This window comes from Enterobacter cloacae complex sp. HYC042_NIDB, from assembly GCF_056673315.1.
Genome location: NZ_CP109650.1, coordinates 2,508,241 through 2,530,341, shown reverse-complemented (window position 1 = coordinate 2,530,341; position 22,101 = coordinate 2,508,241). Strand labels below are relative to the sequence as shown.

General features: G+C 56.6%; 24 protein-coding genes. 8 read left to right on the top strand and 16 right to left on the bottom strand.

The window, feature by feature from the left end; genetic code table 11:
- Positions 1 to 41 precede the first annotated feature (41 nt).
- Positions 42 to 920 (top strand): putrescine utilization regulator PtrR, encoded by an 879-nt coding sequence (gene ptrR, locus OKF39_RS12130; RefSeq protein WP_028013145.1) that lies wholly within the window; start codon positions 42 to 44, stop codon positions 918 to 920.
- Here the strand turns inward: ptrR and OKF39_RS12125 are convergent.
- The 3 genes from OKF39_RS12125 to OKF39_RS12115 all read right to left on the bottom strand — a co-directional run bounded on the left by OKF39_RS12125 (position 874) and on the right by OKF39_RS12115 (position 3,056).
- The gene (locus OKF39_RS12125; RefSeq protein WP_047368544.1) at positions 874 to 1,356 is read right to left on the bottom strand and encodes a GNAT family N-acetyltransferase; all 483 of its coding nucleotides are present in this window, start codon (positions 1,354 to 1,356) and stop codon (positions 874 to 876) included. The two genes, ptrR and OKF39_RS12125, sit on opposite strands and share 47 nt — an antisense overlap.
- 90 nt (positions 1,357 to 1,446) lie before the next feature.
- Positions 1,447 to 2,241 carry a PhzF family phenazine biosynthesis protein gene (locus tag OKF39_RS12120; RefSeq protein ID WP_479982954.1) on the bottom strand — a complete coding sequence of 265 codons (795 nt, stop codon included), beginning with the start codon at positions 2,239 to 2,241 and terminating at the stop codon, positions 1,447 to 1,449.
- A gap of 26 nt (positions 2,242 to 2,267) precedes the next feature.
- Positions 2,268 to 3,056 carry a PhzF family phenazine biosynthesis protein gene (locus OKF39_RS12115; RefSeq protein ID WP_479982953.1) on the bottom strand — a complete coding sequence of 263 codons (789 nt, stop codon included), beginning with the start codon at positions 3,054 to 3,056 and terminating at the stop codon, positions 2,268 to 2,270.
- Between the two features lie 177 nt (positions 3,057 to 3,233).
- Here OKF39_RS12115 and OKF39_RS12110 point away from each other — a divergent pair, with 177 nt between their 5' ends.
- Complete coding sequence (locus tag OKF39_RS12110; protein WP_479982952.1) at positions 3,234 to 4,430, top strand: sugar transporter; 1,197 nt, start codon at positions 3,234 to 3,236, stop codon at positions 4,428 to 4,430.
- Between the two features lie 137 nt (positions 4,431 to 4,567).
- On the opposite strand, the gene OKF39_RS12105 is transcribed toward OKF39_RS12110, so the two are convergent.
- Both OKF39_RS12105 and OKF39_RS12100 read right to left on the bottom strand, forming a co-directional pair.
- Positions 4,568 to 5,410, bottom strand: a complete 843-nt coding sequence (locus tag OKF39_RS12105) for a lysozyme inhibitor LprI family protein (RefSeq protein WP_069732968.1) — start codon at positions 5,408 to 5,410, stop codon at positions 4,568 to 4,570.
- Positions 5,411 to 5,590: 180 nt separating this feature from the next.
- Positions 5,591 to 6,256: a MarC family NAAT transporter gene (locus tag OKF39_RS12100; protein WP_041909999.1), complete on the bottom strand. Its 666-nt coding sequence runs from the start codon at positions 6,254 to 6,256 to the stop codon at positions 5,591 to 5,593.
- A gap of 256 nt (positions 6,257 to 6,512) precedes the next feature.
- On the opposite strand from OKF39_RS12100, the gene marR reads away from it, so the two are divergent.
- The 3 genes from marR to marB are packed head-to-tail and all read left to right on the top strand — an operon-like array spanning position 6,513 to position 7,600.
- On the top strand, positions 6,513 to 6,947 hold the full coding sequence (gene marR / locus OKF39_RS12095; RefSeq protein ID WP_028013139.1) for a multiple antibiotic resistance transcriptional regulator MarR: 435 nt from the start codon (positions 6,513 to 6,515) through the stop codon (positions 6,945 to 6,947).
- Positions 6,948 to 6,967: 20 nt separating this feature from the next.
- Positions 6,968 to 7,348, top strand: a complete 381-nt coding sequence (gene marA, locus OKF39_RS12090; RefSeq protein WP_008502237.1) for an MDR efflux pump AcrAB transcriptional activator MarA — start codon at positions 6,968 to 6,970, stop codon at positions 7,346 to 7,348.
- Between the two features lie 33 nt (positions 7,349 to 7,381).
- A complete protein-coding gene (marB, locus tag OKF39_RS12085; protein WP_028013138.1) occupies positions 7,382 to 7,600 on the top strand; it encodes a multiple antibiotic resistance protein MarB in 219 nt (72 codons plus the stop codon).
- Positions 7,601 to 7,638: 38 nt separating this feature from the next.
- Here the strand turns inward: marB and eamA are convergent, their stop codons facing one another.
- The gene (gene eamA, locus OKF39_RS12080) at positions 7,639 to 8,538 is read right to left on the bottom strand and encodes an O-acetylserine/cysteine exporter (RefSeq protein ID WP_028013137.1); all 900 of its coding nucleotides are present in this window, start codon (positions 8,536 to 8,538) and stop codon (positions 7,639 to 7,641) included.
- A gap of 194 nt (positions 8,539 to 8,732) precedes the next feature.
- Here eamA and ydeE point away from each other — a divergent pair, with 194 nt between their 5' ends.
- Positions 8,733 to 9,926 (top strand): efflux MFS transporter YdeE, encoded by a 1,194-nt coding sequence (ydeE, locus tag OKF39_RS12075; RefSeq protein ID WP_028013136.1) that lies wholly within the window; start codon positions 8,733 to 8,735, stop codon positions 9,924 to 9,926.
- Between the two features lie 46 nt (positions 9,927 to 9,972).
- Here the strand turns inward: ydeE and zinT are convergent, their stop codons facing one another.
- The 8 genes from zinT to OKF39_RS12035 form a co-directional block, all read right to left on the bottom strand.
- Positions 9,973 to 10,614, bottom strand: coding sequence for a metal-binding protein ZinT (zinT, locus tag OKF39_RS12070; RefSeq protein WP_041910003.1), 642 nt, complete (start codon positions 10,612 to 10,614; stop codon positions 9,973 to 9,975).
- A gap of 52 nt (positions 10,615 to 10,666) precedes the next feature.
- The gene (gene urtE / locus OKF39_RS12065) at positions 10,667 to 11,365 is read right to left on the bottom strand and encodes an urea ABC transporter ATP-binding subunit UrtE (RefSeq protein WP_028013134.1); all 699 of its coding nucleotides are present in this window, start codon (positions 11,363 to 11,365) and stop codon (positions 10,667 to 10,669) included.
- 9 nt (positions 11,366 to 11,374) lie between these two features.
- On the bottom strand, positions 11,375 to 12,172 hold the full coding sequence (gene urtD / locus OKF39_RS12060; RefSeq protein ID WP_479982951.1) for an urea ABC transporter ATP-binding protein UrtD: 798 nt from the start codon (positions 12,170 to 12,172) through the stop codon (positions 11,375 to 11,377).
- Positions 12,172 to 13,245 carry an urea ABC transporter permease subunit UrtC gene (urtC, locus tag OKF39_RS12055; RefSeq protein ID WP_479982950.1) on the bottom strand — a complete coding sequence of 358 codons (1,074 nt, stop codon included), beginning with the start codon at positions 13,243 to 13,245 and terminating at the stop codon, positions 12,172 to 12,174. The genes urtD and urtC overlap by 1 nt, the downstream gene beginning before the upstream one ends.
- The gene (gene urtB, locus OKF39_RS12050) at positions 13,245 to 14,819 is read right to left on the bottom strand and encodes an urea ABC transporter permease subunit UrtB (RefSeq protein ID WP_479982949.1); all 1,575 of its coding nucleotides are present in this window, start codon (positions 14,817 to 14,819) and stop codon (positions 13,245 to 13,247) included. The genes urtC and urtB overlap by 1 nt, the downstream gene beginning before the upstream one ends.
- Positions 14,820 to 14,843: 24 nt before the next feature.
- On the bottom strand, positions 14,844 to 16,115 hold the full coding sequence (gene urtA / locus OKF39_RS12045) for an urea ABC transporter substrate-binding protein (RefSeq protein WP_479982948.1): 1,272 nt from the start codon (positions 16,113 to 16,115) through the stop codon (positions 14,844 to 14,846).
- 202 nt (positions 16,116 to 16,317) lie between these two features.
- Entirely contained in the window at positions 16,318 to 17,421 is a 1,104-nt protein-coding gene (locus OKF39_RS12040) for a cobalamin-independent methionine synthase II family protein (RefSeq protein WP_479982947.1), read from the bottom strand.
- 156 nt (positions 17,422 to 17,577) lie between these two features.
- A complete protein-coding gene (locus OKF39_RS12035) occupies positions 17,578 to 17,991 on the bottom strand; it encodes a rhodanese-like domain-containing protein (protein WP_041910013.1) in 414 nt (137 codons plus the stop codon).
- Between the two features lie 73 nt (positions 17,992 to 18,064).
- On the opposite strand from OKF39_RS12035, the gene ftrA reads away from it, so the two are divergent.
- Complete coding sequence (gene ftrA / locus OKF39_RS12030; RefSeq protein ID WP_047368537.1) at positions 18,065 to 19,072, top strand: transcriptional regulator FtrA; 1,008 nt, start codon at positions 18,065 to 18,067, stop codon at positions 19,070 to 19,072.
- Between the two features lie 156 nt (positions 19,073 to 19,228).
- Here ftrA and OKF39_RS12025 read toward each other — a convergent pair whose 3' ends face one another.
- Entirely contained in the window at positions 19,229 to 19,591 is a 363-nt protein-coding gene (locus tag OKF39_RS12025; protein ID WP_045260501.1) for a hypothetical protein, read from the bottom strand.
- Between the two features lie 246 nt (positions 19,592 to 19,837).
- Here OKF39_RS12025 and OKF39_RS12020 point away from each other — a divergent pair, with 246 nt between their 5' ends.
- Complete coding sequence (locus OKF39_RS12020; protein WP_047368536.1) at positions 19,838 to 20,068, top strand: DUF2554 family protein; 231 nt, start codon at positions 19,838 to 19,840, stop codon at positions 20,066 to 20,068.
- On the opposite strand, the gene OKF39_RS12015 is transcribed toward OKF39_RS12020, so the two are convergent.
- Positions 20,069 to 22,033: a peptidase U32 family protein gene (locus OKF39_RS12015; RefSeq protein WP_479982946.1), complete on the bottom strand. Its 1,965-nt coding sequence runs from the start codon at positions 22,031 to 22,033 to the stop codon at positions 20,069 to 20,071.
- Positions 22,034 to 22,101: the final 68 nt, after the last annotated feature.

Genomic DNA, 22,101 nt, shown 5'->3' with positions numbered 1-22,101 from the left:
ATGAATAATACTGACCACCTTATTCACGAAACGAGAATACTATGGACTTAACCCAGCTTGAAATGTTCAACGCCGTCGCGCTGACGGGCAGCATCACCCAGGCGGCGCAGAAGGTGCATCGCGTTCCTTCGAATCTGACGACCCGCATCCGCCAGTTGGAGGCCGATCTTGGCGTGGAGCTGTTTATTCGTGAGAACCAGCGCTTGCGCTTATCTCCCGCCGGACATAACTTCCTGCGCTACAGCAGACAGATCCTGGCGCTGGTGGATGAAGCGCGCATGGTCGTCGCGGGCGATGAGCCGCAGGGGCTGTTTGCCCTCGGCGCGCTGGAGAGCACCGCCGCCGTGCGCATCCCTGAGACGCTGGCGCAGTTTAACCAGCGCTATCCGCGCATCCAGTTTGCCCTGTCTACCGGGCCGTCCGGGACGATGATTGATGGCGTACTGGAGGGAACCCTGAGCGCCGCCTTTGTCGACGGGCCGCTGTCGCACCCGGAGCTGGAGGGGATGCCGGTCTACCGGGAAGAGATGATGCTGGTCACCCCTGCCGGGCAGACAGAGGTAACGCGCGCTGCGCAGGTGAGCGGCAGCGATGTTTATGCCTTTCGCGCAAACTGCTCGTATCGCCGACACCTGGAGAGCTGGTTTCATGCAGACAGAGCCGCGCCGGGACGCATTCATGAGATGGAGTCCTATCACGGCATGCTCGCCTGCGTCATCGCGGGCGCGGGCATCGCGCTGATGCCGCGCTCAATGCTGGAAAGTATGCCGGGCCACCATCAGGTTGAAGCCTGGCCGCTGGCGGAAAACTGGCGCTGGCTCACTACCTGGCTGGTGTGGCGACGCGGAGCGATGACCCGCCAGCTGGAAGCGTTTATAGCGCTGCTAAACGAACGTCTTCAACCAGCGCCTTCTCCATAAAAAGGCTAAGCGGATCGTCCACATACGGGGCAAACGCCGGACGCCGATCGTAGCCGCTTCGTTCATAAAGACGAATCGCGGCATGCTGTTTGATGCCCGTTTCCAGCCGTACGGTATGGCAGTGACGGCTCAGGGCCTCATCTTCCAGCGCGGCCAGCAGCTTCTCAGCCAGATGTTGCCCGCGATGGGCCGGATCGATATAAACCCGCTTCATCTCCCCCGTTCCGTCGCCGTTGAGCACTATAGCTCCACAGCCAACGGCCTGAAGCTGCGGGTCGCGGACGATCATCAGGATAAGGGATGTCGCGGGCAGTTCTGAAAGATCGAGCAGATGGTTGCTTTCGGCGGGATAGAGTTCGCTCTGATAACGGTCGAGGGCCGCAATCAGCATAAGAATGTCCGGGTGACGTGCAGATTCAGAGGTAATGGAATACATGGCAGGCTCCTTGCTTTATTTGTGAAACTCAATGTCAACATAGCGCAGGCCTGCCAGGCTGCTTCATAGTATTAACTTATTGCGCAACCGCTAGCGTAAAAAGATCCGCCCTTTCAGGTACAGGGTGGCCTGACCGGCAATGAGTACGCGGTCGCCCTTCAGCTGGCAGCGAAGATCCCCGCCGCGGTACGACACCTGGCGGGCGTTAAGCGACGTCTTACCCAGCCTTTCACTCCAGTAAGGGATCAGCATGCTGTGCGTGGACCCGGTAACCGGATCCTCCGGTACCCCTTCGCCCGGGCAGAAAAAGCGGCTGACGAAGTCATATTCCCCTTCGCCCGGCGCGGTTACGCAGACCATTTTGCCCAGCGGAACCATCGCGCCAATATCCGGCATTAATGCCTCCACCTGCTGCTGGCTCTCCAGCACCACGCAGTAGTCTCGCCCGACGCGCACCTCTTTTGCCGCCGGGATGCCCAGCGCGCTAAACAGTGCAGGCGGTGGGTTATCGACGACCTCCGTGGACCATGCGGGGAAATTCAGCGTCAGCCAGTCGCCGCTGCGTTTGACCGTCAGCTCCCCCACGAAGCGCGTGGTAAAGTGGATTTCCGTATGCGGATAGACCAGATACTCAAAAATGACGTGTGATGCCGCGAGGGTCGCATGGCCGCAGAGGTTAATTTCATGCAGCGTGGTGAACCAGCGCAGTTCAAATCCGCCGTCGGTTCGCACAAAAAACGCGGTTTCCGACTGGTTATGCTGCTGTGCCATTTTGAGAAGCGTCTCGTCCGGCAGCCATTCTTCCAGAGGACATACCGCTGCCGCGTTGCCGCCAAAGGTTTTGTCGCTGAAGGCATCCACCAGATAAAAATCAATTTCCCGCATTGTCTCTTCCTCTTTTGTTATCAGTTTTAGCGCAGATACACAGTGCCTTTCAGGTAGCACGACGCCTGACCGCTCATTAATACGCGCTCCCCTTTCAGCTCGCAGCGTACATCCCCGCCGCGCGCCGAAACCTGACGGGCAAACATTGCCGTTTTCCCCAGCTTTTCGCTCCAGTAGGGGATCAGCATCGTGTGCGCGGATCCAGTCACCGGATCTTCCGGAACGGCAACGCCCGGTGAGAAGAAGCGGCTGACAAAGTCATATTCCCCTTCACCCGGTGCCGTCACGCTCACTTTATGCTCGCCCGGCGTCATCGCCGAAAAGCGCGGCGCAAGCGCTTCAACCTGCCGGGGATTTTCCAGCACAATCACCCAGGCGCGGCCTTTACGGGCTTCAACGTAATGGCGGATACCGAGCGCCGCGAGCATCTCCGGCGGCGGCGTCTCTTCTCGGGTCGGGCACGCCGGGAAGTCCAGCGTCATCCACTCTCCCTCCCGGCTGACCGTCAGTCGGCCAGAGGCGGTATCAAAGTGGATCCGCGAGTCGGGGTAATCGAGTTCATTAAACAGAACGTGCGCGGCGGCCAGGGTGGCGTGACCGCAGAGATTGACTTCAGTGAGCGTGGTAAACCAGCGTAGCTCAATGCCGCCCTTAGTGCAGACGAAAAATGCGGTTTCCGACTGATTATGCTGCTGCGCCATTTTCAGTAACGTTTCATCCGGCAGCCATTCGTTCAGCGGGCAAACCGCTGCCGGATTGCCGCCGAACGAGGTATTGCAGAACGCATCTACCAGATAAAAATCAATCTCCTGCATTGTCTTACCGCCTGTCTTTGCTGTGTTGTACTTTTATATTCAATGAAAACAACGCCCCCGGCTACCGCTTTCATAAGGTAAATATTGAGATCTGCGTCACATAATGATTGAGTTTTCGCCGTATGACGTTTTAAGATCGCCTTCTCATCTTTCCAGCAACGAATCTCCGACATCCCTATGACAACGAACACAGTTTCCCGCAGGGTCGCGTGGCTACGCGTGGTCACGCTGGCCATTGCCGCATTTATTTTTAACACCACAGAATTTGTTCCGGTTGGGCTGTTGTCTGACATAGCAGAAAGCTTCCAGATGGAAACGGCGCAGGTGGGGATTATGTTAACTATCTACGCCTGGGTGGTGGCGCTGATGTCTTTGCCGTTTATGTTGCTGACCAGCCAGATGGAGCGGCGCAGGCTGTTGATCGGCCTGTTTGCCCTGTTCATTGCCAGCCATGTCCTGTCGTTTATAGCGTGGAATTTTACGGTGCTGGTCATTAGCCGCATCGGCATTGCCTTTGCCCACGCGGTATTCTGGTCGATCACCGCGTCGCTGGCTATTCGGCTCGCGCCGGCGGGTAAACGCGCCCAGGCCTTGAGCCTGATTGCCACCGGTACCGCGCTGGCGATGGTGCTGGGGCTGCCCATTGGCCGCATCGTGGGACAGTACTTCGGCTGGCGTACCACCTTCTTTGCCATCGGCATGGGCGCGCTGGTGACGCTGGTGTGTCTGATTAAGCTGCTGCCCGCGCTGCCAAGCGAACACTCCGGCTCGCTGAAAAGCCTGCCGCTGCTGATGCGTCGCCCGGCGCTGCTGAGTATCTACCTGCTTACCGTTATCGTGGTCACCGCGCACTACACGGCGTACAGCTACATTGAACCGTTTGTGCAGGTGGTCGCGGGCTTTAGCGCAAACTTTGCCACCCTCTTACTGCTCATTCTCGGCGGCGCGGGCATTATTGGCAGCGTGCTGTTTGGTAAACTGGGTAACCAGCATGCCTCCTTGCTGGTGAGCAGCGCCATCGGCCTGCTGCTGGCGTGCCTGGTGCTGCTGCTGCCTGCGTCAGGCAGCGAAAGCCAGCTGGCGATCCTGAGCCTGTTCTGGGGCGTGGCGATCATGATTATTGGTCTCGGCATGCAGGTGAAAGTCCTGGCCCTGGCGCCGGATGCCACGGACGTGGCGATGTCGCTGTTCTCGGGGATATTCAATCTGGGGATTGGCGCGGGGGCGCTGGTGGGCAATCAGATTAGCCTGTACGTATCGATGTCGGCGATTGGCTATCTGGGGGCGATTCCGGCGCTCGTCGCGCTCGTCTGGTCGGTACTCATCTTCCGCAAGTGGCCGGTGGCGCTGGAGGAACAAGGGCAGCACGGGTGAGGTTTATTTATGCCGGGTGGCGCATGGCGTCCTGAAATCAGGACGCCCGTACGATGCCACACTGCATGGGGAAATTACTTGCGTGGCATAACCGTATCGACAACATCAGCAGGTCAGATTGACCCACAGTATAAGTATTAATACTGTCTTTCTTCCTCTCCACCCAGATAGACATATCTTTCATGGGTTATGTCAGCCTGGCACTGATAGATATTAATTCTTGTTTCAACAGGCGTGGCAGTGGAAGACGCATCACTGATCTTCCCGCATTTTTTAGCTTTCTCGTTAATCCAGAGATTCTGTTCTTTTTTCATAGAGGCCCTGACTGACTCTGGAAGAGATTTCCAGAGATTATTGAGTTGACTATCGTTCTCAGAATAGGCCAGCACTGCATCGTTTAATTTGTTGTTGAGATCGGCTTTCTCAAATTCGGATTTATTCATGGCCAGCATAGTCATATCGACCAATGACTGGGAGACATAATCTCGGTCAGAATATTCATAGGATGCTGAAATGTCTTTCTCATTGTCCGCCAGGGATAATATATATACAAAATTATCCCATTGAACACTGTTATTAAGCACCTTGCCACCACCTTGATTTATCCGCTCTAGTTTCTGAGGATAGGCTGCAATAAACCCAAGGATTTCCGTAGGTATGGCGAGCGTGACCTTAGCGGAGCAACTGCGGTTTGAATCATTTTTATCAAATGGTTTAGTTGTAACATTCTCCAGATGAATGGCTATTTGATTTGCTTTTTCCTGGTATGATTTAAGTGGTTTTCCATAAAATTGCGAAGGCGTTGCCAGATACGTTTCCTGCAATTTACTCATTGCATCATCTCTGATTTTTGCTTGCATAGCAGCAACGGCATCCTCACGACCACATTTAAATTCGGGCGCAGAATCGAACAAGCCTGCAGTGGCAGTAAATGAAAACAGCAACGTACTGAGTACGATAAAAGAATATTTTGCACGCATGACACTATCCTGAAAAGAAATGAGTGCAGTACATTACTTTAAGAACTAACGAGCGACAAGTCTGGCTATGCTCATTTAACCCGGTTTGAATTAAAAAAGTATTTTTCCGGAATTTATTTGTATTCATTTAATAAATATTTTACATACCGGGTAAGGGTAATCCGTTACCCGGCAATGACATCAGTGGTAGGTCTTAATAATCTCCAGCACGCCGTTAATAATAAACTGCACGCCCATACAGACCAGTAAGAAGCCCATCAGACGGGAAATCGCCTCGATACCGCCCTTGCCCACCCAGCGCATGATCGCACCGGAACTGCGCAGAGACGCCCACACGATAACCCCAATAAGCGCAAAAATTAGCGGTGGCGCAACGGTCAGTACCCAATCCGGGAAGGTAGAGCTGTCGCGCACCGTCGATGCAGAACTGATGATCATCGCGATGGTACCCGGCCCGGCCGTACTCGGCATGGCCAGCGGTACAAAAGCAATATTCGCGCTCGGTTCGGACTCCAGCTCTTCAGATTTGCTGGTTGCCTCCGGAGACTCGTGCGCTTTCTGCGCCGGGAACAGCATGCGGAAGCCGATAAAGGCCACAATCAGCCCGCCCGCAATACGCAGCCCGGGAATTGAAATCCCGAAGGTATTCATCACCAGCTGTCCGGCGTAGTAGGCCACCATCATAATGGCAAACACATACACCGAAGCCATCATCGACTGATGGTTGCGCTCGGCGCTGTTCATATTCCCTGCCAGCCCCAGGAACAGCGCCACCGTCGTTAACGGGTTAGCTAACGGCAGCAGTACCACCAGCCCGAGACCAATTGCTTTAATCAAATCCAACATAGTGCGTTGTTGTCCTTATCCACATTTAACATCGCAATTATAGGGTGAAAGTGTGACGTTCAGCCATCGGCGCAACGTAACGATAGTTTTCCTTTTGGAACGATACTCGTTAGTTATCTTCCTGATTTGAAAGGTTGCAAAAATCGTTCATGAAACGTTTTAGCAATTCGTGGCATCGGCTGATCCATTCAGTTGACTTATACTTGCCTGAGCAATAATATCTGCCGTGATTAAACTACTTGCCAGGGCAACCATTGTGAAAAGCACCAGTGATATCTTTAACGACGTTGTTCCGCTGGGTCGTCTTATTCATATGGTTAACCAGAAAAAAGATCGCCTGCTCAATGACTACCTGTCACCGCTGGATATCACCGCAACACAGTTCAAAGTGCTGTGTTCCATTCGCTGCGAAGTGTGTATCACGCCGGTTGAGCTGAAAAAGGTGCTCTCTGTCGATCTGGGTGCGTTAACCCGCATGCTCGATCGTCTCGTCTGCAAAGGATGGGTAGAACGAAGCCCTAACCCGAATGACAAACGCGGCGTACTGGTCAGGCTCACCAGCGATGGTGCGGCTATGTGCGAGCAATGTCATCAATTAGTAGGACAAACACTGCATCAGGAACTAACAAAAAACTTAACGGCAGATGAAGTGGCTACCCTTGAGCTTTTGCTGAAGAAAATACTGCCGTAAACAGAAAAAGAGGTATGACGATGTCCAGACGCAATACTGACGCTATCACTATTCATAGCATTTTGGACTGGATCGAAGATAACCTGGAATCGCCGCTCTCCCTTGAAAAAGTGTCTGAGCGTTCAGGTTACTCCAAATGGCACCTGCAACGGATGTTCAAAAAAGAGACCGGTCATTCATTAGGTCAATATATTCGCAGCCGCAAGCTGACGGAAATTGCCCAGAAACTGAAAGAAAGCAATGAACCGATCCTTTATCTGGCGGAGCGTTACGGATTTGAATCACAGCAAACCCTCACGCGTACGTTCAAGAACTATTTTGACGTGCCGCCTCATAAGTACCGAATCACCAGCGTGCCGGGTGAATCCCGTTACCTGTATCCGTTAAAACACTGTAGTTAATCATCGCCTGTAAAAGACGTAACCGAGGAAAAAATGAAAGTTACCGCCTCCGCCGCCCTCGCCTTGCTGGTGCTGTTTTCCAGCCAGACCTTCGCGGAGCAAACCCCAGGTGCAACGCAGCAAAATAATCATGACACGATGATTTTGCCGTCAGCACATGACCAGTCGCCTTATGATTTCAACCATATGGGTGCTGGTAGCGACAAATCCGACGAATTAGGCGTGCCTTATTATAATCAGCACGGCCTCTGATTCGTTTTTGCCCCGCAGCCGCGGGGCTTTTTTATGCCCTATCCCCTTACCCGCGCCGCCCGGCGAACCCGCAGGCCAAACACGTTGATGTACAGCCCGGCCATGATCAGCACGGCACCGAGCAGCTGGAGCGCGCTCAGCGTTTCATCCAGCAGTATCGCCGCACTGGCAAGCCCCACGACCGGAACCAGCAAAGACAGAGGCGCGACGCGCCAGGTCTCATAGCGCCCCAGCAGCGAACCCCAGATCCCGTAGCCCACGATGGTGGCGACAAACGCCAGATAGATAAGAGAAAGGATCGTGGTCAGATCGATCTCGACCAGGCTGTTCAGCATCACCTCCGGGCCATCCAGAATAAACGACGCCACCAGAAACGGGATTATCGGGATCAATGCGCTCCAGACCACCAGGGACATCACCTGAGGCCTCGCCTCGTGCTGCATAATCAGCTTGTTGAAAATATTGCCGCACGCCCAGCTCAGCCCCGCCGCCAGCGTGAGCATAAACCCGAGCAGCGCCACATCCTGACCGTTCAGGCTGGCTTCAATCAGCACCAGCACGCCAAATACCGCCAGCGTTATCCCCGCCAGCTGCTTGCCCTGCAGGCGTTCGCCAAACACAAATGCGCCGAGAATAATGGTAAAGAACGCCTGCGCCTGTAACACCAGCGAGGCCAGACCGGCCGGCATGCCGAACTTGATGGCGCAGAAGAGAAACGCGAACTGGCCAAAACTGATGGTCAAACCGTAGCCCAGCAGCAGTTTTAACGGGATTTTCGGACGGGCGACGAAAAAGAGCGCCGGGAACGCCACCAGCATAAAACGCAAACCGGCCAGCATCAGCGGGGGCATGTTGTGCAATCCCAGCTTGATGACCACAAAATTGAGTCCCCATACCACGACCACCAGCAACGCCAGCAGTCCGTCTTTACGCGTCATACCCTGCCCCTGAATTATTAATAATTTGTTAACACTTCAAGGTAACAGAAAAAAGTGTGCCGCGAGAAGATCATTATTTCTGGCAGGCAGCTGAAGCACTTAGGGATAAATCGGGTGCTATACAAGCCCCTTATGTCATGGTAATCCTGTTAACACTCGTCTAAAAAAAGCATAAGCAACCGTCGGGAAGGAATATGAAACCATCTCTCAGGCGCTCAACCGCAGCGCTGCTGGCATCGTCATTGTTATTAACCATCGGTCGGGGGGCAACGCTGCCGTTCATGACCATTTATCTCACGCGCGTGTTTAATATGAGCGTCGAGAATATTGGTTATGCCCTGACGATTGCGCTGACCGTTGGCGTGGTGTTCAGCCTGGGATTTGGCATTCTGGCCGATAAGTTTGATAAAAAACGCTATATGCTGATCGCGATCGTGGCTTTTATCGCCGGTTTTGTCGCGATCCCGCTGGTGGATAATGTCACCCTGGTAGTGCTGTTCTTTTCCCTGATCAACTGCGCCTATTCCGTCTTTTCGACGGTGTTGAAAGCCTGGTTCTCGGACGTGCTGACCTCCAGCCAGAAAGCGCGCGTCTTCTCGCTCAACTACAGCTTCCTGAACATTGGCTGGACGATAGGGCCGCCGATTGGCACCCTGCTGGTGATGTACAGCCTGCAGCTGCCGTTCTGGCTGGCGGCCTTCTGCGCCGCGCTGCCGCTCGGGTTTATTCATTTCTTCGTGCAAAAAAGCGTCGCGCTGGATACCGCCGAGGAGAAGATGCCCTGGCAGCCGTCGGTGCTGCTGAAAGATCGCGCCCTGTTCTGGTTCACCCTCTCCGGCCTGCTCGCGTCTTACGTGGGTGGATCGTTCGCCAGCTGCATTTCGCAATACGTACTGGCCGCCAATGCCGACAGCGATTTTGCCCAGAAGGTGGTCGCCGTGGTGCTGCCCGTTAACGCCGCCGTGGTGGTGACGCTGCAGTACGCGCTGGGACGGAAGATCTCCGCCAGCAATATTCGGCCTTTAATGACCGCCGCAACGCTGTTTTTTATCCTGGGGCTGGGAGGCTTTATGCTCTCCGGGGAGAACCTGATTTACTGGGGCATCGCTGCCGCCATCTTTACACTGGGTGAGATTATCTACGCACCGGGTGAATACATGCTGATCGACAACATCGCCCCGCCGGGGATGAAGGCGAGCTATTTTTCCGCGCAGGCGCTGGGCTGGCTCGGCGCGGCGGCAAACCCGATGATCACCGGCATTATCCTGACCAACCTGCCGCACTGGTCGCTGTTTGCAATCATGATGGTTGCCATCGTCGTTGCCTGGCTGATGATTTTGCGGGGAATGAGCGTGAAGGCGTGGAACGAATCCCCCAAAGCGGCGTAAAAAATAGTGGCCGGGTAAGGCGAAGCCGCCCCCCGGCAATAACGCATCAGTGGTGCAGCATCTCCTCCACCACCTGCTCTTTGTACATCTCGTTTGGATAATAGGTCGGCCAGTTGTCCATCTCTTTCAGCAGCGCCTCGTGGGAGGTATTGCCCATAAAAATATGGAAGTGCGATGAGGCTTTCGGTCCGATGATATGGTCGCTGAACTGCACGAACTTCGGCGCCTTGCTGTCCGCATCCTTACACTCAAACAGATAGCGAACGCCTTTTTTGCCCGATGCGTAGGTCAGAATTTTGTAGCCACTGTAGTCATACTGACAGCTGCTGACCGCCTTGCCTCTGTGGAATTCCATTACGTTATTTTCAATGCCGATGGCATCCACGTCCGTGGCATATCCCTTGCGGTAGTACGCTTTCACCTCGTCAAAGGTTTTGCTTTTATCCTTCTGCGCTTTCTGTTTGAAGACCGGATCCAGCGAACCGTCCAGCAGGAACGGATACACCGACTGCCAGGTGCCGTCCCAGTCGGACAGCGCTCTGTCCTTTACGTCTTTATCCTCAAACACGCCGTTTGCCGCCTTCTGTTCCGCTTCGGTCATCTGATGGCCGTGCGAGTGAGCAAACAGCTGGCCGCTGACCAGCAGCGCCCCCAGAGTCATGGCAAATTTTCCAATATGTGCAGCCAAAGTAACACCCTCATTCCGTTTTATAAGAATGAGGATGTTATATTATAACACTTCAGATCGCAACCAGCCCGCGAACGCCCTCCTGCTCCATATTTTCGCCCCTCCCGCGCTGAATGATAGTGCCGCGGGACATCAGGAGATAGCTGTCGGCCAGCTCGGCGGCAAAGTCGTAAAACTGCTCGACGAGCAGGATTGCCATATCGCCTCTGTTTGCCAGGGTGCGGATCACCTGGCCAATCTCTTTGATGACGGAAGGCTGTATGCCTTCCGTCGGTTCGTCCAGAATCAGCAGCTGCGGACGGCTCGCCAGCGCGCGACCAATCGCCAGCTGCTGCTGCTGCCCGCCGGAGAGATCGCCCCCGCGGCGGTGCTTCATCTCTTTGAGAACCGGAAACAGCTGCCAGATCTCGTCAGGAACCTGCTTTGCCTCGCGGGCGGAAAAACGCGACAGCCCAAGCAAAAGGTTCTCTTCCACGGTCAGGCGCGGGAAAATCTCGCGGCCCTGCGGGACATACGCCACGCCGGACTGCACCCGCTGGTGCGGCCTGCTGTGGGTGATCGTTTTACCCTGCCAGATGACCTCCCCGGTTTTCGCCGGGATCAGCCCCATCAGGCACTTCAGCAGCGTGGTTTTCCCGACGCCGTTGCGTCCCAGCAGACAGGTGACTTCACCGGGAGCGGCTTCGAAGCTCACGCCGCGCAGGATATGGCTGCCGCCGTAGTACTGATTCAGTTCGTTAACCTGTAACATCATCGCTCCTTAGCGGCCCAGATAGACCTCAATCACCTGCTCGTTGGCCTGCACCTCGCGAAGCGAGCCTTCCGCCAGCACGCGCCCCTGATGCAGCACCGTGACGTGGTCGGCAATCGTTTCAACAAAGCCCATGTCATGCTCCACCACCATCAGCGAATGCTTGCCCGCCAGGGTTTTGAACAGCTCGGCGGTGTATTCCGTTTCCGCATCGGTCATCCCGGCGGCGGGTTCATCCAGCAGCAGCAGGTGCGGGTCCTGCACCAGCAGCATGCCGATCTCCAGGAACTGTTTCTGCCCGTGCGAAAGCAGCCCGGCGCGACGGTCCCGCTCGCTGCCAAGGCGCAGAAGAACCAGCATCTCGTCAATGCGGTCCCGCTGCTCGCCGTTGAGTTTTGCCCGCAGGCTCGCCCAGACGGATTTATCGGTTTTCATGGCGATCTCAAGGTTCTCCCACACCGTCAGCGCTTCAAAGACCGTGGGTTTCTGGAATTTTCGGCCAATCCCCTGGCGAGCAATGGCCGCAGGCCCCAGCCCGGTCAGGTCGATGGACTGGTCGTAAATCGCTCTCCCGCTTTTGGGTCGGGTTTTGCCGGTGATCACGTCCATCAGCGTGGTTTTACCCGCCCCGTTGGGGCCAATCACGCAGCGCAGCTCGCCCACGCCGATATTCAGGGAGAGATCGGTCAGCGCCTGGAAGCCGTCGAAACTGACGTTAATGGCCTCAAGCTGAAGCACCGGGTCAGTCTGGTCCCGGTAGCGATCGCCGGGCAACTGGCGGGTAAATAACTCTTCCGTTGGCTGCATTATTTCTCTTCCTTACGCAACAGACCGTAGACGCCGCGCGGCAGGAACAGCGTGACGGCGATAAAAATCAGCCCCAGAAACAGCTGCCAGTACTCCGGCATGGCAACGGTAAAGAAGCTTTTCGCCCCGTTCACCAGCGCCGCGCCAATCACCGGCCCCACCAGCGTGCCGCGTCCGCCCAGCGCCACCCAGATGGCGGCTTCTATCGAGTTGGTCGGCGACATTTCACCGGGGTTAATGATGCCCACCTGCGGAACGTACAGCGCCCCCGCCAGGCCGCACAGCACGGCGGAGAGCGTCCACACCAGCAGCTTGAACCCGCGCGGATCGTACCCGCAGAACGTCAGGCGGTTTTCCGCGTCGCGCACGGCGGTCAGGATGCGGCCAAACTTGCTCTTCGCCAGCGCAAATCCGATGCCCAACGCCAGAAGCAGCATCAGCACCGTCGCCAGGAACAGCGCGATGCGGGTGGTCGTTTCCGTCACCGAAAACCCAAGCAGCGTGGTGAAGCCGGTAAAGCCGTTATTGCCGCCAAAGCCGGTTTCGTTGCGAAAGAACAGCAGCATGCCCGCGTAGGTCAGCGCCTGGGTCATAATCGAGAAGTAAACCCCTTTGATCTTCGAGCGGAAGGCAAACCAGCCAAACACCAGCGCCAGCAAACCCGGCACCATCACGATCAGCACCAGCGCCCAGGCAAAGTGCTGGGTGCCCCACCAGAACCACGGCAGCTCGCTCCAGGAGAGAAACGACATAAACGCGGGCAGGCCGTCGCCTGACGCCTGGCGCATCAGGTACATGCCCATCGCATAGCCGCCCAGGGCGAAGAAGATGCCGTGTCCAAGAGAGAGCATGCCGGCGTAGCCCCACACCAGATCCAGCGCCACCGCAACGATGGCATAGCAGAGGATCTTGCCGATGAGCGTCAGCATCCAGGTCGACAGCGCCAGCGGATGCGTGGCGGGCAGCAAGGCGAAAAACGGTAAAATCAGCAAACACGCCACCAGCAGGCTGCCTGCAATCTGTGTCGTGCGCGGCGCTTTACGCGCCAGCGTTAAGGTCAGCGGCTGGCTCATCAGTCAATCACCCTCCCTTTCAGCGCAAACAGCCCCTGAGGGCGCTTCTGGATAAACAGGACGATCGCCACCAGAATCACGATCTTGCCCAGCACCGCACCCATCTGCGGCTCAAGGATTTTATTGAATATGCCCAGCCCGAACGCGGCAGCCACGCTGCCTGCGAGCTGGCCTACGCCACCGAGAACGACTACGAGAAACGAGTCGATGATGTACCCCTGACCAAGCTCCGGCCCGACGTTACCTAGCTGGGATAACGCCACGCCGCCAAACCCGGCGATCCCTGAGCCCAGACCAAACGCCAGCATATCGACGCGCCCGGTCGGTACCCCGCAGCAGGCGGCCATGCTGCGGTTTTGCGTCACCGCGCGCACGTTCAGCCCAAGACGGGTTTTATTCAGAATCAGCCAGGTGAAGAACAGCACCAGCAGCACGAAGCCCAGCACCACAATGCGGTTCCACGGCAGGGTCAGGTTGGCAAAAATCTGCACCCCGCCGGAAAGCCATGCCGGGTTTGCCACCTCCAGGTTCTGGGCACCAAAGGTCATGCGCACCAGCTGGATGAGCATCAGGCTGATCCCCCAGGTCGCCAGCAGGGTTTCCAGCGGACGACCGTACAGGTGACGGATCACGGTGCGCTCCAGCACCATTCCAATGCCCGCCGTCAGGCAGAACGCTACCGGCAAGGCGATAACGGGATAGAGCGCCAGCCACTGAGGGGCAAGCCCGGCCATTGCCTGCTGCACCATCCACGTGGCGTACGCCCCCAGCATCAGCATCTCGCCGTGGGCCATGTTAATGACGCCCAGCAGACCGTAGGTGATCGCAAGCCCCAGCGCGGCCAGCAGCAGCACCGAACCCAGAGAAAGCCCCATAAACGCCTGGCCCAGCAGATCGCCCCACATCAGGCGATGCGTAATCTGGCTAAGGCTCTCTTCTGCGGCCGCGCGCACGCCGGCATCCGGCTCGGTCTGCACCTGGGTAAACGGAGTGAGTCTGGACTGTACGTCCTGATCGTCTGACTGGCCCAGCAGTTCGACGGCCCTGCGGCGCACCTCCGGCTGCGGGCTCGCCAGCTGGAGGTTTGCCACCGCCAGCAGCAGCGCCTGACGCGCCACGGCGTCCGCTTCATCCCCGGCGCGCTTTTCCAGAAAAGCGAGCATGTCGGGCTGAGCATCACGCTGGAGCTGACGGGCTGCCGCCCGTCTTTCGGTGACACTGTCACTAACAAGCTGATGCGTGGCAATGGCCGTTGCAGCCAGCACGCGCAGCCGGTTTGTCAGGCGTACGGCTTTGGTTTGCCCTACTGCCGCGCGGGCGTCACCGAGCGAAACCATTTCGCCATTACGCTTCGCAAAGGCGTGCTTTTGGCTGTCGGTATACAGGTTTTCCTTTTGCAGGGACTGAAGCAGCGGAAGCCTGGCGGCATCCGGCGCAGCGGCCCACTGCGTGAGGAGCTCCGCCTGCTGGCCGCGGCTGGCGGCAACAAAACGATCGGCATCCGATGCCTGCGCCATCCCTGGCAGCAGTCCGGAAAGCCATACAAGAGCGATGAACATGCGCATGGCGTTCATGACGTTTCTCCCTGAGGCAATGGCCTAGTTGCTGGCGTTTTTCATCGGCTGGTCGGGCTTTTTGTCATTCCCGGCAATGAACGGACTCCACGGCTGGGCGCGCACCGGCTGTTCCGTCTGCCAGACCACGTTGAACTGGCCGTTGCCTTCAATTTCACCGATCATGACCGGCTTATGCAGATGATGGTTGGTAGCATCCATGGTGAGCGTAAAGCCAGACGGCGCCTTAAATGACTGACCGGCCATCGCCGCGCGCACCTTATCCACGTCGGTGGTGCCCGCTTTTTCCACCGCCTGTGCCCACATATGGATCCCCACGTAAGTCGCTTCCATCGGGTCGTTGGTCACCACGGTATCGGCATTCGGCAGCTTGTGCGCCTTCGCATAGGCTTTGTAATCCGCGACGAACGCCTGGTTGGTTGGATTATCCACGGACTCAAAGTAGTTCCACGCCGCCAGGTTACCCACCAGCGGTTTGGTGTCGATTCCGCGCAGCTCTTCTTCGCCGACGGAGAACGCCACCACCGGCACGTCGGTGGCCTTCAGCCCCTGGTTAGCCAGCTCTTTGTAGAACGGCACGTTGGAGTCGCCGTTGATGGTCGACACCACGGCGGTTTTGCCGCCGGCGGAGAATTTCTTGATGCTGGCGACGATGGTCTGGTAGTCGCTGTGACCAAACGGGGTGTAAACCTCTTCGATGTCCTTATCCTCCACCCCTTTCGAATGCAGGAACGCGCGCAGGATCTTGTTGGTGGTGCGCGGGTAAACGTAGTCGGTACCCAGCAGGAAGAAGCGCTTCGCCCCGCCGCCGTCCTCGCTCATCAGGTATTCCACCGCCGGGATGGCCTGCTGGTTCGGCGCTGCGCCGGTATAGAAGACGTTTGGCGACATCTCTTCGCCTTCATACTGCACCGGATAGAACAGCAGGCCGTTCAGCTCCTCAAACACCGGCAGCACGGATTTGCGCGAAACCGACGTCCAGCAGCCGAACACCACTGCCACTTTATCCTGGCTCAGCAACTGGCGTGCCTTCTCGGCAAACAGCGGCCAGTTTGAGGCTGGATCCACCACCACAGGCTCCAGTTTCTTACCCAGCACGCCGCCTTTGGCGTTGATCTCGTCGATGGTCATCAGGGCGACGTCCTTCAGCGGGGTTTCGGAGATGGCCATCGTGCCGGACAGAGAGTGCATGATCCCCACTTTGATGGTGTCGGCCGCCTGCACGCCAAAACTCATTCCCATCGCCACGACGGACGCGGATAACGCAAAGGCTTTTAATAAGGTACGACGCTGCATATTTTCACTCCTGAAAAAGAACGCTGTGCGAAAACGTCCGTTACGGCATGGACGCGGAAATAAAGGTGTCAGCGAAGCAGGAGCAAAAAGGATGCCAGAATGGAGGAAGCGCTATTGCAGGAGACAGACGGCAGGATGTAAAGAGAACGACTCAGAATGGCACAGCGCTGCACTTTTATAATGCAGCGCTGAGGAAGCGCTTTTACCAGACTTCGCTGGCGATCTGCGTCACCAGACGGACCTTATCCCACTGCTGGGACTCGCTCAGGCTGTTGCCCTCTTCGGTGGAGGCAAAACCGCACTGCGGGCTGAGGCAGATTTGCTCTTTCGCCACGTATTTCGCCGCCTCTTCCAGACGTGCCTTTACGCCTTCCGGGTTCTCCAGCTCACCGTTTTTCGTGGTGATCAGGCCCAGCACCACCTGCTGCTTGCCCGGGCGAACGAAGCGCAGCGGCGCGAAATCCCCGCTGCGGTCGTTATCGTATTCCAGGAAGAATGCGTCAACGTTGACCGTCCCGAACAGCACTTCCGCTACCGGCTCGTAGCCGCCTTCGGAAATCCAGGTTGAACGGAAGTTACCGCGGCAGACGTGCAGCCCGATGGTCAGATCCTCTGGCTTGCCTTCCAGGGCCTTGTTCAGCACGCGGGCATAGATTTGCGCCAGCTCATCGGCATCGTCGCCGCGCTCGCGGATCTGACGGCGCTGGTCGTCCGAGCAGAGGTAGGCCCAGACGGTGTCGTCCAGCTGCAGATAACGGCAGCCCGCGTCGTAGAATGCGCGGATGGCGTCGCGCCAGGTGGTTGCCAGATCGTCGAAATAGTCGTTCAGAACCGGGTACACCGTCGCGTCGATGTCTTTGCGCCCGCCGCGGAAATGGAGCACGCTTGGGCTGGGAATGGTCATCTTCGGCTGGGCATTGCCGCTGATGCTTTTCAGATAGCGGAAGTCTTCCAGCATCGGGTGGTCGCCAAAGCCCAGCTTGCCGGTCACGCGCACGCCGTGGGCTTTGGTTTGTACTCCGTTGAACTGAATCCCCTGCTGTGAATCGTAACGCTCAACCCCCTGAAGACCGTCGAAGAAATCGAAGTGCCACCAGGCACGGCGAAATTCACCGTCGGTCACCACATGCAGGCCGCACGCGCACTGCTGCTCGACGACGTGGCGAATAGCCTCGTCCTCCACCGCGCGAAGCTGTCCGGCATCAATCTCGCCGCTGGCGAACTTCAGGCGAGCCTGCTTGATGGCATCCGGGCGTAAAAAGCTGCCGACTACGTCGGCGCGGTATGGGGCGTGCTGTCGTTGCATGGAAATCTCCTCAGTCTGCCGGTATTAATTGCCCGCAGTGATAATTCATTATTTGAATCTTTAGACTTCTGGATGTCTAAATGTCCAAAAAAGATGTCATACCTTACCGTTTCCGGCAAACGAGAAAATTTCACGGGTGTTGAAAAAAATTCATCTTCACAGCGCGTCAGCGTGCGCCTGGCTGGCAAAGGCGTAGCGTTCATCTTCCCAGCCGGTGATGCCGCCGAGCATGATTTTGACCGGCAGCCCGAGACGCGCCAGCTTCAGCGCCGCCCTGTCCGCGCCGTTACAGTGTGGCCCCGCACAGTAGACGACAAACAGTGTCCCTTCCGGCCATTGGGCCATGCGCTCAGCGGTCATCTGGCTCCAGGGCATATGCAGTGCGCCCGGCACATGGCGGCGGGCAAACTGCTCCGGGCTCCCCACCACGTGCAGCAGCACGAAGTCCTGCTCATTATTGGCGATGGCGTGATGCACGTCGGCGCAGTCGGTTTCGACGCTCAGGCGACGCAGAAAATGGGTAACGGCTTCCTGCGGCTCGGCAGCCGGAAATTCAGTAACATAGCTCATGATCCTTCCTCATCTTTGGCGTTTGTGTTAACACTACTCTATCCACAAATTCAGCCCGTGAATGCGCTCGCTTATGCCAGAAAACAGCAAAAAGATGACAAACTTAAGACAGGTTACCCGCCCGCAGGTGGTGGTGCTGGCGTATGACGGGCTATGTACCTTTGAGTTTGGCGTGGCGGTTGAGATTTTTGGCCTGCCGCGTCCGGAGCTGGGCGACGACTGGTATCGTTTTGCGGTGGCGAGCGTGGATAGCGGCGAACTGCGGGCGACCGGCGGGATCCGCATCGTTACCGATGGGGACTTGAGCCTGCTTGCGTCGGCGGACCTGATCTTGGTTCCCGGCTGGCGGGGGCTGGACTCACCGGTTCCTCCGGCGCTCTGCGAGGCACTGCGCCAGGCCAGCGCGCGCGGATGTCAGCTGCTGTCCATCTGCTCGGGCGTGTTCGTGCTGGCCGCTACGGGGCTGCTGAACGGACGTAAAGCCACGACGCACTGGCGCTACATTGACGCGCTTAAGGTTCGCTACCCTGACATCGAGGTGGTTGAGGATGTGCTCTACCAGGACGAGGGCGATATCCTGACCTCCGCGGGCAGCGCGGCGGGAATCGATCTCTGTCTGCACGTCGTCCGGCGGGACTATGGCATGGAAACCGCCAACAGCGTGGCGCGTCGGCTGGTGATCCCCCCTCACCGGGATGGTTCACAGCCGCAGCAGCTGAGCCGCCCGGTGGCGCAGCTGCGTGAGAGCCAGCGCCTGGGCCAGCTGTTTGATTTTCTGCACACGCACCTTGTCGAGCCGCACAGCGTCGACTCGCTGGCGCGTCGGGTCGGCATGAGCCAGCGCACCTTTCTTCGTCGCTTCGAGGCGGCAACGGGCACGACGCCTGCTCGCTGGCTGCTTAATGAACGCCTTCTGAGAGCAAAAGATTATCTGGAGAGCAGCCGTTTAAGCATCGACAGCATCGCGGAACAGACCGGGTTTGGTCAGGCGTCGACGCTGCGTCATCATTTTCGTCAGCAGTTCGCGCTTTCCCCGGCTCAGTATCGCAAACAATTTTCACGTTCTGATACTCCCCGCTAGCGGCAAAAGCGCAAAAAAAAACCGCCATTATCTGGCGGTAAATGCTTGCATGGATAGATTTGTATTTTGGTCTCTACGTCCCCGACGCTCCATGGTCGGGCAGCGGATCTCATACAAACTAACACTGGCTGTCTCAACGAAAGCTAAACAGCCTGATTAACTCGCGCTGGTGTTGATTTGCAAATAGCGCATCAGGCCCTGCTCAGCGCTCTGCCTGGCATCATCGTTAAGGGCCTCAAGATAAAACGATCGCGATACGCCATAGGGAGCCTTTTCAGAGGGATATACCGCAAACTGGAATGTTTTTCCCCGTGCCGGATGGGTGCAGTCTAATTCCCAGCGCTGTTCATTTACTCTTTTACTAGTGCAGGCTACGCGTCCATAGTCGCTGGTTAAATAGGAACCAACGCGAATTTCAGCGGACTGAATATATTCTGGTTCGTCATTACCTGCATAACGAATCGCTGCAACGGCACCTACCGCAACAGCCAGAAGCGAAAACGCTATTATTTTTTTCATTTATGAATGACCCATTCCTTAGCCAGAGATTCACTATTATATAGGATTTATCCTTAAAGCGAACATCCAACTATGGACCAGAAATAGGAGGTTTACAAAAACGCACATATATTTTAAGAAAAATCCTAATCGGTATTATGAACCCACGTTATTTGACATTTTCTTTGCGCTATTTTGAAATTTTGAATAATAACCCTAAACAATAATTGGCATGATTTCCCCGCGCTGTTCTTATTCGGTGAATTTATGTTCAAAAAAGGGCTATCTTTTATCATGCTTATTTGTGCCCTCTTTTCTGGCCAGCTGATGGCCGGGCACAAAGGGCATGAATATGTTTGGGTAAAGAATGTGGAGCATCAGCTGCGGCATGAGGCCGACAGTGACGAGTTACGCAGTGTAGCGGAAGAGTCAGCGGAGGGTTTGCGCGAACACCACCTGTGGCAGAAATCGCGCAAACCGGACACGCACGTAAGGTAATTAACTGCCCTTGCGTTTCGGAAGGGTTTTCATCAGATCGTCCGGGCTCACGGACGCAACGATGCTGCCCGGCGGTGGCATTTTGAAAATGTGGTTTTTCATTTTGCCGATAACATGCATTTCGCAAGGACGGCAGTCAAACTTCAGGGTCAGGACTTCGTCACCGTTGACCAGCTGCATGGGGGTGGCCTTCCAGCTTTTAATATTCCCTTTCGCCTGTTTCGGGCACAGGTTAAAAGCAAAGCGCAGGCAGTGCTTGGTGATCATCACCGGCACATCGCCCTTCTCTTCGTGCGCTTCATAGGCCGCGTCGATAAGCTGCACGCCGTGGCGATGATAAAATTCACGCGCTTTATGGTTGTAAACGTTGGCCAGGAACGATAAATGGGTGTCCGGATACACAGGCGCAGGAATGGATTCGGCCTTACGGCTGCCGCGCGGATACTGCGCCAGGCGTGCGGCATCCAGCATCTCTGCCGTTTCGCGGCGGAACTGGTTCAGCAGGCTATTCGGCACGAACAGCGCGTCCGGCAGATTAACCTCGATGGCGCGCGCGTAGTAAATCGTCTGGCCCAGCTTCGCTACGCCGTCCTTCAGGCTGTTAAGCGCTTTATCCGCGTTGTTTGCCACCTCGAACAGACCATCAAGCGTATGCGTTACGCTGATGCCGTCTTCGCAGGTCATGGTCAGGATCAGCTGCTCTTCCCAGCCGCCCAGCTCAATGTCCACCGCGATGCGACGCTCGCTGGAGGTTTTCAGCAACGCCTGCTGCCAGTTATGATCCAGGTTACGGTTGAGCGGCGCGTTCGGCCTTGCCTTGTAGAGATCGGCAGGCATTTCATTCGGCCAGACGCGGTAGCGGTTCTCGCCGGTTTTTTCGACCGTGTTGGCGCGGAAACCCACAACTTCACGCTTAATCATCACGTTCAGGCCGTCGCCGTTCGCCAGCGGCTCGGTCACTTCAACGTCCAGGTGATCATTCGCCACTTTCAACACTTCACCGACCGGTAAACCGATAAACTTCGGTGAGTCAAACGCGCCGATATCCCCTTTGCGGGCGTTCACGAAATAGTCCGTGCTGCCGCGGTGGAAGGTTTTGTCCGTTGACGGAATAAAGAAATGTTCGGTACGACCGGCCGAGGCGCGCGCCAGGTCACCGCGATCTTCGATGATGGCGTCCAGCATCTGGCGATAGTGGGCGGTGATGTTCTTCACGTAGCTCATATCTTTGTAGCGCCCTTCAATCTTAAAGGAACGCACGCCCGCGTCGATCAGCGCGCCCAGGTTGGCGGTCTGATCGTTATCCTTCATGGAAAGCAGGTGTTTTTCGAACGCCACCACGCGACCCTGGTCGTCTTTCAGGGTATACGGCAGACGGCAGGCCTGCGAGCAGTCGCCGCGGTTGGCGCTGCGGCCCGTCTGCGCGTGGGAAATGTTGCACTGGCCGGAATAGGCCACGCACAGCGCGCCGTGGATAAAGAATTCGATCGTCGCGTCGGTTGCCTGGTGAATATCGCGGATCTGATTGAGGTTCAGCTCGCGCGCAAGAACGATCTGCGAAAAGCCGACGTCGGAGAGAAACTTCGCCTTCTCAACCGTGCGGATATCGCACTGGGTGCTGGCATGCAGCTCGATAGGCGGAATATCCAGCTCAAGCACGCCCATGTCCTGAACAATCAGGGCATCGACGCCGGTCTGGTAGAGATCGGTAATCAGACGCTGCGCGGGCTCCAGCTCATCATCATGAAGAATGGTGTTCAGGGTCACGAACACTTTCGCCCCGAAACGGTGGGCAAACGGCACCAGATCGGCAATATCGCGCAGGCTGTTGCTGGCGTTATGGCGGGCACCGAAGCCAGGGCCGCCGATGTAGACGGCGTCAGCGCCATGAAGGATCGCTTCACGGGCAATGGCGGCGTCGCGGGCCGGGCTTAAAAGTTCAAGATGATGGGATTGCAGGCGCATACTTCGTCGTTATCCGTTATGGTCAAAATGGCGGCTATTGTAGTCAGAAGTATGCGCCAGCGAAACAG